The following is a 16781-nucleotide window of genomic DNA, read 5'->3' as shown; positions in this document are numbered from 1 at the left end:
CGGGGATTTATCGCCCCGCCGCAGGCGTCTCGACCAGGTCGTCGTCGATGTGCGGATCGGCCGGCTGCCCGCGCAGCTTGCGCATGGTGCGCCGGATCCAGTGCTCGATGTCGTCCACGTAGGTGAACACGGCCGGCACCACCAGCAGGCTCAGCACGGTCGAGGTGATCAGCCCGCCGATCACCGCCATCGCCATTGGCGAGCGGAAGCTCGAATCGGCCGCGCCGAAGCCCACCGCAATCGGCAGCATGCCCGCGCCCATGGCCAGCGTGGTCATGATGATGGGCCGCGCGCGCTTGTGGCAGGCGTCGCGCAGCGCGTCCCAGCGGCTCATGCCGTGGTCGCGGCGCGCCACGATGGCGTACTCCACCAGCAGGATGGAGTTCTTGGTGGCAATGCCCATCAGCATGATGAGACCGATCAGCGAGGGCATCGACAGCGCCTTCTGCCCGATCAGCAGCCCCACGAACGCGCCGCCCAAGGCGAGCGGCAGCGCGCACAGGATCGTCACCGGATGCAGGAAGTCCTTGAACAGCAGCACCAGCACGATGTAGATGCATAGCACGCCCGTGAGCATGGCGAGACCGAAGCTGGCGAACAGCTCGGTCATCACCTCGGCGTCGCCCACTTCGGTCACGCGCACGCCGGCCGGCAATTTCTGGATCGAGGGCAGTTTTTCCACAGCGGCCTTGGCGTCGCCCAGGCCCACGCCCGAAAGCTCGATCTCGAAGTTCACGTTGCGCGAGCGGTCGTAGCGGTCGATCACGGCCGGGCCGCCTTCCATGGTGAGCGAAGCCACCTGGTTCAGCATCACGGGCCCGCGTGCGCCGGGCACCGAGAGGCGCCCGAGCAGATCGATGTCCTTGCGTGCCGAGTCTTCCAGCTTCACCACGATCGGCACCTGCCGCTGCGCGAGGTTGAGCTTGGCCAGCGCCTGGTCGTAGTCGCCCAGGGTGGCCACGCGAAGCGTTTCCGCGATGGCCGAGCTGGTCACGCCCAGGTCGGCGGCGCGCGCGAAGTCGGGCCGCACGGCGATCTCTGGACGGATCAGGCTGGCGGTGGAGGTGATGTTGCCCAGGCCGGGAATGGTGCGCAGGTCTTTCTCGACCGCGCTGGCGGCGCTGGCCAGCGCCGCCGGGTCTTCGCCCGTGAGCGCCAGGATGTACTTCTCGCCCGAGCCGCCCAGGCCCACAGTGCTGCGCACGCCGGGCAGCGTTTCGAGCGCGGCGCGGATCCGGTTCTCGATCACCTGCTTGCGCGGGCGGTCGCCGCGCGGATCGAGCTTGATGGTGAGCGTCGCCTTGCGCGTCTCGGGCGTGCCGAAGTTCGCGAACGGGTCGCCACCCGCGCTGCCGCCCGCCACCGTGGTGTAGACGCTCTTCACGTGGTCGATCTTCATCACGCGGTTGCGGGTTTCCTCGGCAGCGGCCGTGGTCTGCGCCAGCGTGGAGCCGGGTGCGAGCGAGAGATAGATCTGCGTCTGCGAGTTGTCGTCCGCCGGAATGAAGCCGGTCTTGAGCAGCGGGATCATCGCCAGCGAACCGAAGAAGAAGAGGGTGGCCAGCACCATCGTCTTGAAGCGGTTGTGCGTGCTCCATTCCACCGCGCGCATGTACCAGCGCAGCCAGCCCGGCTCCTTCTCCGCGCCGACGATCGGCTTGAGGATGTAGGCCGCCATCATGGGCGTGAGCACGCGCGCCACCACCAGTGACGCGAACACCGCGAGCGAGGCCGTCCAGCCGAACTGCTTGAAGAACTTGCCGGCCACGCCGCTCATGAAAGCCGTGGGCAGGAACACCGCGATCAGCGTGAAGGTGGTGGCGATCACGGCCAGCCCGATCTCGTCGGCCGCCTCCATGGCCGCCTGGTAAGGTGTCTTGCCCATGCGCAGGTGGCGCACGATGTTCTCGACCTCCACGATGGCGTCGTCCACCAATATGCCGACCACCAGCGACAGCGCCAGCAGCGAGATCACGTTGACCGAGAAGCCCAGCAGGTACATGCCGATGAACGCCGGGATCACCGACATCGGCAGCGCGATGGCCGACACGAACGTGGCGCGCCAGTCGCGCAGGAACAGCCACACCACCACCACGGCCAGGATGGCGCCCTCGTAGAGCAGGTGCAGCGAGCCGTTGTATTCCTCGTCCACCGGATCGACGAAGTTGAATGCCTCGGTCAGCTCGATGTCGGACCGCTTCGCGCGCAGGTCGGCCAGCGCCTTCTGCACGGCGTGGCCCACTTCCACCTCGCTGGCGCCGCGGCTGCGGGCCACTTCGAAGCCCACCACCGGCTTGCCGTTGAGCAGCGCGGCCGCGCGCGGCTCGGCGATGGTGTCGCTGATGCGCGCCACCTGGTCGAGGCGGATGCGCCGTCCGTCGGTCAGCACGATCTGCATGTCGGCCAGCTGGTCGGCCGACTGCACCGTGGCCATGGTGCGAACGGGCTGCTCGCTGCCGCCCAGGTCGAAGCGGCCGCCCGCGCTCTCGGTCTGCACCTGGCGCAACTGGCGCGAGATGTCAGCCGCCGAGGCGCCCAGCGCCTGCAGCTTGCCCGGGTCGAGGTCGACGTGCACCTGGCGCGTGACGCCGCCCACGCGGTTCACCGCGCCCACGCCGGGCAGCGCGAGCAGCTTCTTGGTGATGTCGTTGTCGACGAACCAGCTCAGCGCTTCGTCGTCCATGGCCGACGAGGCGATGGTGAAGGCCAGCACCGGCTGGGCCGCGAAGTCGAGCTTGGTGACGACCGGGTCGCGCACGTCGGCCGGCAGGTCGGCGCGCACGCGCTGCACCGCGGAGCGCACGTCGTCCACGGCTTCCTGCACCGGCTTCTCGAGGCGGAACTCGACGATCAGCGTGGCGGCGCCGTCCTGCACCTTGGTGGTGATGTGCTTCAGGCCCTGCACCGTGGCGATGGAGTTCTCGAGCTTGCGCGCGACGTCGGTCTCCAGCTGCGAAGGTGCGGCGCCGGGCAGCGACGCCGAGACCGTCACGGTCGGCAGGTCGATGTCCGGAAAGTTCTGCACCTTCATCGCGTTGAACGACAGCAGCCCCCCGAAGGTGAGCAGCACGAACAGCATCACCGCCGGAATCGGGTTGCGTATGGACCAGGCGGAAACGTTCATGGGCGTGTCCTTTGAATTGCTTACTTGGCCGCGGCGGCGGAGGCCGCCGACCTGGCAGGCTGCGCCGCGGAGCCCGGAGCGGGGGGCGCATCCACCACGCGCACCAGGTCGCCGTCGTTGAGGAAGCCCGCACCCTGCACCACCACCTGGGCGCCGTCGGGCAGCGCGCTGGTGATTTCGATGCGGTCGTTCAGGCGCCGGCCGATCTGCACCTTCATCTGCGCCACCTTGTTGTCGGGCTTGAGCAGGAAGACGTTGTTGAAGCCGTCGCGCGGCACGATGGCGCTCTGCGGCACCGTCGGCGCCGAGCTGCGGCCCAGCTCGAAGTCACCGCGCGCGAACATGCCCGCCTTGATGCCGGTGTTCTGCTGCACGTTGGGCAGGTCGACGTACACCAGCGCCGCGCGCGTCTGCGGATCGACCGTGGGCGCGATGCTGCGTACTTTGCCCCGCACTTGCGCGCCGCTGGCGCTGACCACGAAGGCGGTGGTGCCGACCGCGATGCGGCTCAGCTCCGCCGAGGTCACCTCGGCGCGCCATTCGAGCCGGCCCTGGCGGATCAGGCGGAACAGCTCGGTGCCGGCCGAGACCACGCTGCCGACCGTGGCGGTGCGCGCCGAAATCACGCCGTCGTCGGGCGCCAGCACCTGCGTGTTGCGCCCGCGCACCTGCTGCGCGGCCAGCACCGCCTCGGCCGCCTCGACGCGCGCCTTGGCGGTCTGCTCGGTCGTCTGGTACTGGTTGATCTGCTGCTGGCTCAGCGCACCGGTGGCCTGCAGCGTGCGGGCGCGCGCGGCATTGCCGGCGGCGTCGGCCGCGGTGGCGCGGGCCTCGGCCAGCGAGGCGCGCGACTGCGCGATGTCGGCCTGCACCGTCTCGGGCGAGAACACGGCCAGCACCTGGCCCTTCCTGACGACGTCGCCCACGTTCACGCGCACCTCGGCCAGCTTCAGGCCGTTGGACTCGGAGCCGACCACGGCCTCCTGCCAGGCGGCCACGTTGCCGTTGGCTGCGAGCGTGAGCATCAGCTCGGTGGCCTCCGGCCTGGCGACGGTGACGGTCAGCGCGGGCCTGGGCGCGGAGGCGCCGTCCTTTGCCTTGGCGGTGGCGGACTCGGCCGCCTTGTCCGAGGGCTTGCCGCGCGCCACGAAGAAGATCGCCGCAATGACGACGACCAGCGCGAGCAGCGCGATGACGAGAGTGGAACGCTTCATTGTTTTCATGGCGACGTCGCGACCTGGGTGGCCGGGGTGGTGGTCATTGAGGACGATTCGGAAGAGGGCGCGGAGCGGCTCCAGCCGCCGCCCATCGAGCGGTACAGCGCGACCCATGCCTCGGTGCGCTCGCGCTGCAGCGAGACGCGCGCTGTCTGCGCGGAGAACAGCGTGCGGCGCGAATCCTCCAGCTCGAACAGGCTCGCGAGGCCGCTGCTGTAGCGGGCCTGCGTGGCGTCGAAGGAGGCCTGGTAGTTTTTCACCGCGGCGTCGGCGTCGGTGGTGCGGGCGTCGGTGGCGTCGAGGTTGACCAGCTCCTCCTCGACCTCGCGCAAGGCCTGCCGCACGTTGGCGCGGTAGAGCGACACGGCCTCGGCGTAGCGCGCCTTGGCGGCGTCGGTGTTGGCCCTGCGCGCGCCGCCATCGAGCAGCGGAACGGTCAGCGCCAGCGGGCCCACTGTCCAGGTCTCAAGCGACTGGTATACGCCGCCAACGCGGTATTGCGTGCGCCCGATCGAACCCGACAGCGTGAGCTTTGGGTAGCGCTCGGCTTCGGCCGAGCCTACGTCGGCGCTGGCCGAGGCTACGCCGAGCTCGGCCGCGTACACGTCGGGCCGCTGCGAGATCGCCTCGGCCGGCACGCTGGCGATGCTGCCTACGGCTGGTAGTGCACGCTGTGCCGGCGCGGCGGCGAGCTTCTGCTCGAGCGTGGTTTCGTCGATGCCGCTGAGCGCCACCAGCGCCTTGCGCTGCACCGCGCACTGGGCGCGCTGCTGGGTGAGACGGCCCGAGGCGTCGGAGGCGCTGGCGCGGGCCAGTGCGGCATCGGCCGGTGCGGTGAAGCCGGCCTTCGCGGAGAGGTCATTGAGCCGCGCCGTCTCCGAGCGCGAACGCGCGTCCGATTCGGAGACCCGCAGCTGCTGCTGGCAGGCACGCTCGGCGAAATAGGCGTTGGCCGTCTCGGCCGCCACCGCCACGCGCGCGTCGTGCCACTTGGCGTTGGCGCTGTTCTGCTTGGCCTCGGCGGCGTCGCGGTCGGCGCGCAGGCGGCCGAACAGGTCGATCTCCCATTTCGACTGCAGGCCCGCCTGCAGCGTGGTGATCGGCGTGCTGGCCGAGAGGCTGCTGCCGCTGCTTCCGCTCGTGCCCGAGCCTCCGCTGGAAAGGCCCACGGGGCCGCGGCTGGCCGAAGCCGTGCCGTCGAGGCTCGGCAGCAGCGCGGCGCCGGCCTGCACGCGCGTGGAGCGCGCCTCGGCCACGCGCGCCGCCGCGCTTGCGATGTTGGGGCTCGCGGCCTCGGCTGCGGCGATCAGTTCGACCAGCAGCGGATCGTCGAGCTGGCGCCACCAGTCGGCCAGCGATGCCAGCGAGCCGCCGTGGGGCAGGGGGCGTGCCATTGCGCAGGGAACGGCGCCTCGACCTGCGCGGGCGGGCGCGTCAGCGAACAGCCCGCCAGGCCGATGCCCAGGCAGAGGGCAGTCATCAGTTTCAGTCGGAGTCTTCTCATTTCTTCAGCTTTCTCTCGGCATTCCGGCGGACCGCTTCGGCCTCGACCAGCGCCAGCGCATAGCCCGTGAGGCGGTCGGCCCAGGTGTCGATGGCGCGCGGTGTGCGCAGCAGCGAAGGGCGGATGGCCTCGATGAAATCCTGGCTCACGTAGAGCTGCATCGACAGCCCGGTGATCGCGAAGGTCAGGCGGTGGATGTCGTCGTCGGCGCGCTCCACCCCCAGGTGGCGGCACAGCAGGTCGGCGATGGCGCGGTGCGGACCCTTGATGTCGCGCTCCAGCTCCTCGGCCCAGCGGCTCGTCGGCTCCAGCATCTCGCGCATGTGCAGCTGGATGCACTGCCGCACGATTTCGCCCTGCTTGAGCGGATCGATCATCGACACCATGCAGATGCGCAGCGTGTCCTCGAGCGACTGGCCGGGCACGTTGCAGGCGGCGACGAGGTCGCTGGAGTCGCCGCCCATCGGTTCGCTGAAGGTGGCCGCGTACAGCCCTTCCTTGTCGCCGAAGTAGTAGCTGATGGCCGAGATGTTGACCCCGGCCTCGCGGGCGATCTCGCGCGTGGAGGTCTTGGAGAACCCCTTCTGCGCGAACAGCCGCAGCGCGGTGTGGAGCAGCCGGTGGCGTGCCTCGGCGCCGTCGCTGCGCGGTGCGCGGCGCGGGGCCTGGGTGATCGGGTCTCTCGCATTCATGCCCTGCATTAAACCATGCATAAAATCAAACGATTGATTTACTTAAGGGCTGCTGAAGGCTTTCGTCTGCAACTTCGATTCTGGGCATTTCCCCGCGGCCTTTGATGCCGGATTTGTTGCCGATTGATGCGCGCTACGATCCCGCCATGCCTGTCGCTCCCACCGCACCGCCCACACTGCCCCTCGACGCCGAGGGCATCCTCGCGCTGGCCGCGCGCTCGATGTTTCATTTGTTTTCAAGCATCAGCCAGGGCATGTTCCTGGTGGACAGCGGCGGGCGCATCGTGTGGGTGAACGAGGGCTACCGGCGCTTCCTGCCGGCGCTGGGCTTTTCGTCCATCGACCAGTTCCTGGGGCACATGGTGGAAGACGTGATTCCCAACACGCAGATGCGGCGCGTGCTCGAGACCGGCGAGCCGATCCTCGTGGACCTGCTGACCAACAAGGCCGGCACCTTCGTGGTCAGCCGCCTCCCGCTGCGCCAGGAGCGCGAGGGCGGGGCGGGCGAGGTGATCGGCGCCATCGGCATCGTGCTGTTCGACCAGCCCGAGACCACGCTGCAGCCGCTCATCAGCAAGTTCGCGCTGCTGCAGCGCGACCTCGACGATGCGCGGCGCGAACTCGCGAGCCAGCGCAACAACCCGCTCTACCAGCATGCGCCCGACGGCCAGCGCCGCTCCAAGTACACCTTCGCGAGCTTCATCGGCAGCAGCCCGGCGGCGGTGGAGGTGAAGCGGCATGCGCGCCGCGCGGCCCAGTCGGCCAGCCCGGTGCTGCTGCTGGGCGAAACCGGTACGGGCAAGGAACTGCTGGCGCACGCGATCCATGCCTCGTCGGCGCGGGCGAAGGGCCAGTTCGTCAGTGTCAACATCGCGGCCGTGCCGGACACGCTGCTCGAAGCCGAGTTCTTCGGTTTCGCACCCGGTGCCTTCACCGGCGCCGACCGCAAGGGCCGCGAGGGCAAGTTCAAGCTGGCCGACGGCGGCAGCCTGTTCCTCGACGAGATCGGCGACATGCCGCTCGGCCTGCAGGCCAAGCTGCTGCGCGCGCTGCAGGAGGGCGAGATCGAGCCGCTGGGCTCCAACAAGCTCGTGCCCTTCGATGCCCGCGTGATCGCGGCCACTTCGCGCGACCTGCCGGAGCTGGTGCGGCGCGGGCTGTTCCGCGAAGACCTCTACTACCGCCTCAACGTGCTGCCGCTGCGCGTGCCGCCGCTGCGCGAGCGGCGCTCGGACATTCCCGCACTGGTCGAGGCGCTCGGCGAAGACATGGCGCTGCGCAGCGGCGAGGCGCCACCCGAACTCACGCCCGACGCGCTCGCGCTGCTCGCGGGCCAGCACTGGCGCGGCAACATCCGCGAGCTGCGCAACGTGCTGGAGCAGGTGACCATGCGCAGCGACTCGCAGCGCATCGATTCCGCGCAGCTCGAACGCATCCTGCGCGAGGCGGGGCTGGAGCAGATCGAGTTGCCGGCCACCTTGCAGAGCGCGCACGATGCGGATGAAGAAGCGGCGTTGCTGCGGCCGCTGGCGCAGCAGGTGGCCGAGCTGGAGCGCAAGGCGATCGCGGCGGCGCTGGCGTCGACGGGCGGGAACAAGCTGGCGACCTCGCGGCTGCTCGGGATTTCGCGGGCGACCTTGTATGAACGGATGACGAGTCAGGAACAGCCAACGTGAATCCGCTGTCTGCAGGATTGCCGAGAGCGATACTCCCGCTCCAGCCCACAACTCCGACGCCACATCCGATGAAGAAGGCCCTTGCCCGCTACGCTGCCTGTCTTGCCCTCTGCGCCGCCGCCAGCTTGGCAAACGCCGCGCCTCAGTGTTCCGGCGAGGCCGTCGCCCGTGCCAAGAAGCTGCTGACCTTCCACTTCGGCGAGGACGACCGCATCCGCATCAGCCCCGACGTGAAGGAGCTGCCGCCGATCCGCAACCCAGCCAACAAGAAGCAGCAGTTCAAGGTGCTCGAAGTCTGGGGCAGCATTTACAAGGGCGAGTACCGCATGCGGCTCATCTACTTCGTGTCGGGTAACGACTGCACGCTGATGGGCCAGGAGATCCTGGAGTACGCGAACCTGTGAGCATCAAGGCACTGCGCTCCACCTTCGGGCCCAACTGCCATTGGTGCGGGCTGCCTATGGATTTCGAGGAGCCCGCGGGCCGGCCGGAGTCCGCCACCATCGAACACCTCGTCGACTCGACCTTCGGCGGCATGCGCTCGCCCAAGCACCGGCGGCTCGCGCACGCGGCCTGCAACCATGCGCGCAACGAATTCCGCATGCAGGCCGAGCGCCAGTTCAAGCAATGGATCGCGCAGCGCCAGGTCTCCGCGAAAACCCTGAACAATAAAAAGACAAATGTCTGAAAAAAAGACATAGACAGTGTTCTGAATTCAGCCGAACGGCGCTCTTCTCGAATAAAGAAGCGTTTGTAATCAACGGCTTAGAGAATGGCACGAACTGTGCAATATTCAGTCACCATCATCAGGAGACAAAGAATGAACCGTCGCCACCTCGTCGTCCTGGCCGCGCTCGCCACCTGCGCAGCCGCCGCACCCGCCTGGGCCCAGTCCAACGAAATCCGCATCGCCCACATCTACAGCAAGACGGGCGCGCTGGAAGCCTACGGCAAGCAGACCCAGACCGGTTTCATGATGGGCCTGGACTACGCCACCGGCGGCACGATGACGGTCAACGGCAAGAAGCTCGTGGTCATCGAGAAGGACGACCAGGGCAAGCCCGACCTCGGCAAGTCGCTGCTGGCGGCTGCGTACTCCGACGACAAGGCCGCGCTGGCCGTCGGCCCGACCGCTTCGGGCGTGGCGCTGGCGATGCTGCCGGTGGCCGAGGAATACAAGAAGATCCTGATCGTGGAGCCGGCGGTCGCCGACTCGATCACCGGCGACAAGTGGAACAAGTACATCTTCCGCACCGGCCGCAATTCGAGCCAGGACGCCATCTCCAACGCGGTGGCCGTCGACAAGCCGGGCGTCACCGTCGCCACGCTGGCGCAGGACAACGCCTTCGGCCGCGACGGCGTGAAGGCCTTCGGCGCAGCGCTCAAGAAGGCCAAGCTGGTCCATGAGGAGTACCTGCCGCCCACCACCACCGACTTCACGGCCGGCGCGCAGCGCCTGATCGACAAGCTCAAGGACCAGCCGGGCCGCAAGGTCATCTGGATCGTCTGGGCCGGCGCGGGCAACCCGTTCAAGATCGTCGACCTCGACTTGAAGCGCTACGGCATCGAGATCGCCACCGGCGGCAACATCCTGCCCGCGATGGCGGCCTACAAGAACCTGCCGGGCATGGAAGGCGCGGCGTACTACTACTTCGGCATTCCGAAGAACCCGGTGAACGAGGCGATGGTGTCGGCGCACTACAAGCAGTTCAAGACGCCGCCGGACTTCTTCACGGCCGGCGGCTTCTCGGCCGCGATGGCGGTGGTCACGGCGCTGAAGAAGACCAACGGCGACACCAACACCAACAAGCTCATCAGCACCATGGAGGGCATGAGCTTCGACACGCCCAAGGGCAAGATGACCTTCCGCAAGGAAGACCACCAGGCGATGCAGTCGATGTACCACTTCAAGATCAAGGTCGACCCGGCGTTTGCCTGGGGTGTGCCGGAGCTGGTGCACGAGATCAAGCCTGAAGAGATGGACATCCCGATCAAGAACAAGAGGTAAGGGCTCGCCCCCAGGCTGCGCGCACTTCGTGTCGCTACGCCTTCCCCCTACCGGGGGCAACACCCGCGGCCCGGCAAAGCCGGTTTCGCGGTGTTCTTCGAATGTTCTCTATTTCGCCCCGGATGGCCGCCGGGCGAAGCGCCAGCCTGCGTCTGCGCAGCCAGCGTGATCCACGGCCGATTCGTCAGCAAGCAAGCGTTCGATACCGACAACACAAGGAGACAGCGATGCGATCGATGAACTGGAAGGGATTCGCCGCGGCCGCGGCATTGGCGGTGGCGGCGCATGCCGCCACGGCGGCGGTGCCGCTGCCGGCGCTCGGCGCCAACCCGGTGGAAGTGAGCGTGTCCGGCCTGTCGGCGGGCGGCTTCATGTCGGTGCAACTGCACGTGGCCTACTCGGCCACCTTCAAGCGCGGCGCCGGCGTGGTGGCGGGCGGGCCGTTCTATTGCGCCGAAGGCTCGGTGACCAACGCCACCGGGCGCTGCATGACGCACAGCACCAGCATTCCGGTGTCGTCGCTCGTGAGCACCACCAACAGCTGGTCCGCCAGCGGCGCGATCGACCCGGTGTCGAACCTCAGCGGCTCCAAGGTGTACCTGTTCTCGGGCACCTCGGACAACACCGTCAAGCAGGCGGTGATGGACGACCTGAAGACCTACTACCAGAGCTTCGTGCCCACCGCCAACACGGTCTACAAGAACAACATCGGCGCGGGCCACGCGATGGTCACCGACGATTACGGCGGCGCCTGCAGCACCACCGCCGCACCCTACATCAACAACTGCGGCTTCGACCTCGCGGGCGAGATCCTCTCGCAGCTCTACGGGCCGCTGAACCCACGCAACAACGGCACGCTGGGCGGCACCTTCACCGAGTTCAACCAGTCGGAGTTCATCACCGGCCACGGCATGGCCGCCACCGGCTGGATCTACGTGCCGCAGGCCTGCACCACCACCTCGTGCCGCGTGCACCTGGTGCTGCACGGCTGCAAGCAGAACTACACCGACGTAGGCGACCAGTACGTACGCAAGACCGGCTACAACCGCTGGGCCGACACCAACAACATCGTGCTGATCTACCCGCAGACCAGCACGGCCGCCACCAACAGCTGCTGGGACTGGTGGGGCTACGACAGCGTCAACTATTCCAAGAAATCCGGACCGCAGATGGCGGCGATGAAGGCCATGATCGACCGCGTCACCGGCTCGGCGGGCGGCAGCGGACTGCCGGCGCCCACCGGCGTGGGCACCTCGGGCGCGACCAGCAGCAGCATGGTGATCGGCTGGGCTGGCGTCACGGGCGCCAGCGGCTACAACGTGTACCGCGGCGGCAGCAAGGTCAACGCCTCTCCCGTCGCCGCCACCAGCTACACCGACACCGGTCTGGCCGCATCGACCACGTACAGCTGGACCGTGGCCGCGCTGGACGCGAGCAACGTGGAAGGTGCCATGTCGGCCGCAGCCACGGGCGCCACCACCGCGGGCTCCGGCGGCGGCGAAACGTGCTTCACCGCGAGCAACTACACGCACACCGTGGCCGGGCGAGCCTATGCACTGTGGGGCCTCACCTATGCCTACGGCTCGGGGCAGTCGATGGGTCTGTGGAACATCTACGTCACCACCACGCTGAAGCAGACCGGCCCCAACTACTACGTGATCGGCACCTGTTGAGGTCCGTCTTCATTTCTCTTTTCAATTCGCAATGACCAACGATGCTTGAGACCCGGGACCTGACCATCCGCTTCGGTGGGCACGTGGCCGTCAACGGTGTGAGCTGCGCCTTCGCGCCGGGCACGCTGACGGCCATCGTCGGCCCCAATGGGGCGGGCAAGACCACTTACTTCAACCTGATCTCGGGCCAGCTCAAGGCGAGCGCCGGCACGGTCTCGCTCGACGGGCACTCGCTGTCGGGCCTGTCGCCGTCGGCGCGCACGCATGCGGGGCTGGGGCGGGCCTTCCAGCTGACCAACCTGTTCCCGAACCTCACGGTGCTGGAGAACGTGCGCCTCGCGGTGCAGGCCACGCGCGAGGGCGCGCACCGGCGCGGGCTCAACCTGTGGAGCATCTGGAGCGACCACAAGGCGCTGACCGAGCGCGCGGACCAGATCCTCGCGGACGTGGCGTTGAAATCGCGCGAGCATGCGACCGTGGCGAGCCTGCCGCACGGCGACCAGCGCAAGCTCGAAGTGGCGTTGCTGATGGCGCTGGAGCCGAAAGTCTTCATGTTCGACGAGCCGACCGCAGGCATGAACGCGGCCGAGGCGCCGGTCATCCTCGACCTGATCCGCAAGCTCAAGCAGGACAAGAGCAAGACCATCCTGCTGGTCGAACACAAGATGGACGTGGTGCGCGAACTCGCGGACCGCATCATCGTGCTGCACAACGGCACGCTGGTGGCCGACGGCGAACCGGCGGAGGTGATCGCCTCGCCGGTGGTGCAGGAGGCGTACCTGGGCATCGCGAAGGAGGCTGCTGCATGAAGGCGTTGATGAATTTCTCCCTCCCCCGCTGGGGGAGGGCAGGGGTGGGGGCTCGCGGCCTTCACATCACCGCGGCCTCGCCAGCGCCGCTTGCCCCCATCCCAGCCTTCCCCCGGAAGGGGAAGGAGCAAGACCGATGACCCAGAACCTGCTGACCCTCGAAGGCGTGCACACGCACATCGGGGCGTACCACATCCTGCACGGCGTCGATCTCGCCGTGCCGAAGGGCCAGCTCACGATGCTGCTGGGCCGCAACGGCGCGGGCAAGACGACCACGCTGCGGACCATCATGGGCCTGTGGCACGCGTCGCAGGGCAGGGTGCGCTTCGGGGACAAGGAGATCACCGCGCAGCACACGCCGCAGATCGCCGGCCTGGGTATTGCCTACGTGCCCGAGAACATGGGCATCTTCTCCGACCTCACGGTGAAGGAGAACATGCTGCTGGCCGCGCGCGGCGCCAAGAACGCGCAGCAGATCGACGACACGCGGCTGAAGTGGATCTTCAAGCTCTTCCCCGCGGTCGAGAAGTTCTGGAACCACCCGGCGGGCAAGCTGTCGGGCGGGCAGAAGCAGATGCTGGCCGTGTCGCGTGCCATCGTGGAGCCGCGCGAGCTGCTCATCATCGACGAGCCCAGCAAGGGTCTTGCGCCCGTGATGATCAACAACTTGATCGATGCCTTCGACGAGCTGAAGCGCAGCGGCGTGACCATCCTGCTGGTGGAGCAGAACATCAACTTCGCCCAGCGCCTGGGCGACACCGTTGCGGTGATGGACAACGGCCGCGTGGTGCATAGCGGCTCGATGGCGGCGTTCTCCGAGGACGCACAACTGCAGCAATCGCTGCTTGGACTGGCTCTATGAAGTATTCGATGTATTTCTCCCTCCCCCTCTGGGGGAGGGGTGGGGTGGGGGCTCGCGGCCTTCGATACAGCGCCGCCTTGCAAGCGCCGCCAGCCCCCATCCCAGCCTTCCCCCAGAGGGGGAAGGAGAAAGAAGGAGCGCGCGCATGACGAAGATCGACTTCGACTGGAAACCTCTGCTGCTCGCGCCGGTCCTCGCGCTGGCTGCGCTGCCCCTCACCGGCTCCTTCTCCACCTGGCTCACGCTCACCGTCGCGGGTCTGGCGATGGGCATGATCGTCTTCATCATCGCCTCGGGCCTCACGCTCGTGTTCGGCCTGATGGATGTGCTGAACTTCGGCCACGGCGTGTTCATCGCGCTGGGCGCCTTCGTGGCCAGCAGCGTGCTCGGCCTGATGGGCGACTGGACCGGCTCGGGCGAGCTGTGGCGAAACCTCGTGGCCGTGTTCCCCGCGATGCTGGTCGCGATGGCTGTTGCCGGCGCGGTGGGCCTTGCCTTCGAGCGCTTCATCGTGCGGCCGGTGTACGGCCAGCACCTGAAGCAGATCCTCATCACCATGGGCGGCATGATCATCGGCGAAGAGCTCATCAAGGTGATCTGGGGGCCGGGGCAGGTGCCGCTGCCCTTGCCCGACGCGCTGCGCGGCTCGCTGCTGGTCGGCGACGCGGCCATCAGCAAGTACCGGCTGCTTGCGGTGGCCGTGGGCGTGGTCGTGTTCGGCCTGCTCGCGTGGACGCTGGGCCGCACCAAGATCGGCCTGCTGATCCGTGCCGGCGTGCAGGACCGCGAGATGGTCGAGTCGCTCGGCTATCGCATCGGGCGCCTCTTCGTCGGCGTGTTCGTGGTGGGCAGTGCGCTGGCCGGGCTGGGCGGTGTGATGTGGGGCCTGTTCCAGCAGAACCTCGTGCCGCAGATGGGCGCGCAGGTCAACGTGCTGATCTTCATCGTGATCATCATCGGCGGGCTCGGCTCGACCGGCGGTGCGCTGATCGGCGCGCTGCTGGTGGGGCTCATGACCAACTACATCGGCTTCCTGTTGCCCACGCTCACGCAGTTCGCGAGCATCTTCCTGATGGTCGCGGTGCTGCTGTGGCGTCCGCAGGGCGTGTATCCCGTGGCAAACCGCTGAGGAAGAAGACGTCATGTTCCTGAAACGACTTCTCTCCAACGACATGCCGCGCAGCCGCTTGCTCGCGCTGCTGCTGGTCGCGTTGTTCATCGCGCTCGCGTTCGCGCCGTTCATCTTTCCGGGCGTGAAGGCGCTCAGCGTCGCGGCCAAGATCCTGGTGTTCGTGGTGCTGGTCGCGAGCTTCGACCTGCTGCTGGGCTACACCGGCATCGTGAGCTTCGCGCACACGATGTTCTTCGGCATCGGGGCGTACGGCATCGCGATCTCGGCGACGCGGCTCGGGCCCAACTGGGGTGCGGTGCTGGTGGGGCTGGGTGCATCGCTCGCGATCTCGCTGGTGCTCTCGTTCGCCATCGGCCTGTTCTCGCTGCGGGTGCGCGCGATCTTCTTCGCGATGATCACGCTGGCCGTGGCCTCGGCCTTCCAGACGCTGGCTTCGCAGCTGTCGGACTTCACCGGCGGCGAAGACGGCCTGACCTTCAAGCTGCCCGAGCTGATCTCGCCGAGCTTCGAGTTCTCGGAAGAGCCCTTCCTCGGCGTCTCGCTCGACGGCCGGCTGCTGTGCTACTACCTGCTGTTCGTGGCCGCCGTGGTGCTGGTGCTCGCGCTACTGCGCATCGTCAACTCGCCCTTCGGCCGCGTGCTGCAGGCCATCCGCGAGAACGAGTTCCGCGCAGAGGCCATCGGCTACCGCGTGGTGGTGTACCGCACCACGGCCGCCGTGCTGTCGGCGTTGTTCGCCACGCTGGCCGGCGCGATGCTCGCGGTCTGGCTGCGCTACAACGGTCCCGACACCTCGCTGAGTTTTGAAATCATGATCGACGTGCTGCTGATCGTGGTGATCGGCGGCATGGGCACGATCTACGGCGCGGCCATCGGCGCGGTGCTGTTCGTGGTGGCGCAGAGCTACCTGCAGGACCTGCTGCGCATGGGCAGCGAGGCGGCGAGTGGCTTGCCCTGGCTGGCCGCGCTGCTGTCGCCCGACCGCTGGCTTCTGTGGCTGGGCGTGCTGTTCGTGCTGTCCGTCTATTACTTCCCCACCGGCATCGTCGGAAAACTGCGTGCGAGGGCGGCCAAATGAAGCTCACCCCCAGGCTTCGTGCACTACTTCGTGTCGCTACTCCCACCCCCTTGCAGGGGGCCGTGCCAGCGGCCCGGCAAAGCCGGTTCCGCGGCACGCCTGAAAGGGACTCACAGAAATGAACTTGCCACTTTCCCGCTACGCGCAGCTCGCGGGCCGCGAAATCCACTGGCTCGACTGGGGCGCGCCAGAGGCGCCGGTGGTCATCGCATGGCACGGCCTGGCGCGCACCTGCCGCGACATGGACGAACTGGCGCAGCACTTCGCCTCGCGCGGCTTCCGTGTGATCTGTCCTGACACCATCGGCCGCGGCCTGAGCCAGTGGAGCCCACTGCCCGACGAGGAGTACAAACTCTCGTTCTATGCGCGCATCGCCAATGCGCTGTGCGACGAACTGCAGCTCGGGCGTGTGCATTGGGTCGGCACCTCGATGGGCGGCGCCATCGGTACGGTCTGCGCGTCGGGCCTGTTCGAGCCGCGCATGAAGGCACGCATCGCGAGCCTGGTGCTCAACGACAACGCGCCCGAACTGGCGCAGCCGGCCATCGAGCGCATCCGCGCCTATGCGGGCGAGCCGCCGTCGTTCGATACGGTGGCCGAGCTGGAGGCCTTCTTCCGCACGGTCTACAAGCCCTACGGCTGGCTCAGCGATGCGCAATGGAGGCGCCTGACCGAAAGCTCCACGCGCCGGCTGGCCGACGGCCGCGTCACGCCGCACTACGACCCGGCCATGGTCCGCCAGTTCAGTGCGCACGACAACGACTACCTGATCTGGCCGCACTACGACACCATCGAGGTGCCGGTGCTGTGCCTGCGTGGCGCGGAGTCGGACCTCGTACTGCCCGAGGTGACGCAGCAGATGCAGCAGCGAGGGCCGGGCGCCGCCGGGTTGCTGAAGGTCGTCGAAATCCAGGGGTGCGGCCACGCGCCCGCGCTCAACGTGCCGGAACAACTGGAGCTGATCGAAGGGTTTATTCGCGCGGCCGGATCCTGAGGCTCGGGCGGC

13 protein-coding genes and 1 pseudogene are annotated in these 16781 nt (G+C 67.8%); 10 read left to right on the top strand and 4 right to left on the bottom strand.

What is annotated here, in order from left to right:
• Nucleotides 1-7 precede the first annotated feature (7 nt).
• The 4 genes and pseudogenes from ACEOAB_RS16085 to ACEOAB_RS16070 all read right to left on the bottom strand — a co-directional run bounded on the left by ACEOAB_RS16085 (nucleotide 8) and on the right by ACEOAB_RS16070 (nucleotide 6546).
• Complete coding sequence (locus ACEOAB_RS16085; protein ID WP_495652959.1) at nucleotides 8-3124, bottom strand: efflux RND transporter permease subunit; 3117 nt, start codon at nucleotides 3122-3124, stop codon at nucleotides 8-10.
• A 20-nt stretch (nucleotides 3125-3144) separates the two neighbouring features.
• Nucleotides 3145-4347 carry an efflux RND transporter periplasmic adaptor subunit gene (locus ACEOAB_RS16080; protein WP_495652958.1) on the bottom strand — a complete coding sequence of 401 codons (1203 nt, stop codon included), beginning with the start codon at nucleotides 4345-4347 and terminating at the stop codon, nucleotides 3145-3147.
• Nucleotides 4344-5845 (bottom strand): annotated as a pseudogene (locus tag ACEOAB_RS16075) (efflux transporter outer membrane subunit). The gene ACEOAB_RS16080 and the pseudogene ACEOAB_RS16075 overlap by 4 nt, the downstream one beginning before the upstream one ends.
• Nucleotides 5842-6546, bottom strand: coding sequence for a TetR/AcrR family transcriptional regulator (locus ACEOAB_RS16070; protein WP_413748895.1), 705 nt, complete (start codon nucleotides 6544-6546; stop codon nucleotides 5842-5844). The pseudogene ACEOAB_RS16075 and the gene ACEOAB_RS16070 overlap by 4 nt, the downstream one beginning before the upstream one ends.
• Nucleotides 6547-6683: 137 nt before the next feature.
• Here ACEOAB_RS16070 and ACEOAB_RS16065 point away from each other — a divergent pair, with 137 nt between their 5' ends.
• The 10 genes from ACEOAB_RS16065 (at nucleotide 6684) to ACEOAB_RS16020 (ending at nucleotide 16769) form a co-directional block, all read left to right on the top strand.
• A complete protein-coding gene (locus tag ACEOAB_RS16065) occupies nucleotides 6684-8213 on the top strand; it encodes a sigma-54 interaction domain-containing protein (RefSeq protein WP_413748896.1) in 1530 nt (509 codons plus the stop codon).
• Between the two features lie 68 nt (nucleotides 8214-8281).
• A complete protein-coding gene (locus tag ACEOAB_RS16060; RefSeq protein ID WP_413748897.1) occupies nucleotides 8282-8617 on the top strand; it encodes a hypothetical protein in 336 nt (111 codons plus the stop codon).
• The gene (locus ACEOAB_RS16055; RefSeq protein WP_413748898.1) at nucleotides 8614-8901 is read left to right on the top strand and encodes a hypothetical protein; all 288 of its coding nucleotides are present in this window, start codon (nucleotides 8614-8616) and stop codon (nucleotides 8899-8901) included. Before ACEOAB_RS16060 ends, ACEOAB_RS16055 begins: the two co-directional genes overlap by 4 nt.
• Nucleotides 8902-9033: 132 nt before the next feature.
• Complete coding sequence (locus ACEOAB_RS16050) at nucleotides 9034-10221, top strand: substrate-binding domain-containing protein (protein ID WP_413748899.1); 1188 nt, start codon at nucleotides 9034-9036, stop codon at nucleotides 10219-10221.
• A gap of 227 nt (nucleotides 10222-10448) precedes the next feature.
• Nucleotides 10449-11894 carry an extracellular catalytic domain type 2 short-chain-length polyhydroxyalkanoate depolymerase gene (locus tag ACEOAB_RS16045; RefSeq protein ID WP_056592372.1) on the top strand — a complete coding sequence of 482 codons (1446 nt, stop codon included), beginning with the start codon at nucleotides 10449-10451 and terminating at the stop codon, nucleotides 11892-11894.
• A 41-nt stretch (nucleotides 11895-11935) separates the two neighbouring features.
• Nucleotides 11936-12703, top strand: a complete 768-nt coding sequence (locus ACEOAB_RS16040) for an ABC transporter ATP-binding protein (RefSeq protein ID WP_056592375.1) — start codon at nucleotides 11936-11938, stop codon at nucleotides 12701-12703.
• Nucleotides 12704-12839: 136 nt separating this feature from the next.
• Nucleotides 12840-13565 carry an ABC transporter ATP-binding protein gene (locus tag ACEOAB_RS16035; protein ID WP_056592378.1) on the top strand — a complete coding sequence of 242 codons (726 nt, stop codon included), beginning with the start codon at nucleotides 12840-12842 and terminating at the stop codon, nucleotides 13563-13565.
• Nucleotides 13566-13710: 145 nt separating this feature from the next.
• Nucleotides 13711-14694 carry a branched-chain amino acid ABC transporter permease gene (locus ACEOAB_RS16030; RefSeq protein ID WP_056592380.1) on the top strand — a complete coding sequence of 328 codons (984 nt, stop codon included), beginning with the start codon at nucleotides 13711-13713 and terminating at the stop codon, nucleotides 14692-14694.
• Nucleotides 14695-14707: 13 nt separating this feature from the next.
• Nucleotides 14708-15775 (top strand): branched-chain amino acid ABC transporter permease, encoded by a 1068-nt coding sequence (locus ACEOAB_RS16025; protein ID WP_056592383.1) that lies wholly within the window; start codon nucleotides 14708-14710, stop codon nucleotides 15773-15775.
• 118 nt (nucleotides 15776-15893) lie between these two features.
• Nucleotides 15894-16769, top strand: coding sequence for an alpha/beta fold hydrolase (locus ACEOAB_RS16020; RefSeq protein WP_056592386.1), 876 nt, complete (start codon nucleotides 15894-15896; stop codon nucleotides 16767-16769).
• The last annotated feature ends 12 nt before the right edge of the window (nucleotides 16770-16781 follow it).

This window comes from Variovorax sp. Varisp53, from assembly GCF_059491555.1.
Note: the sequence above shows the minus strand (reverse complement) of the source record. Positions and strands in the feature narration are given on the sequence as shown.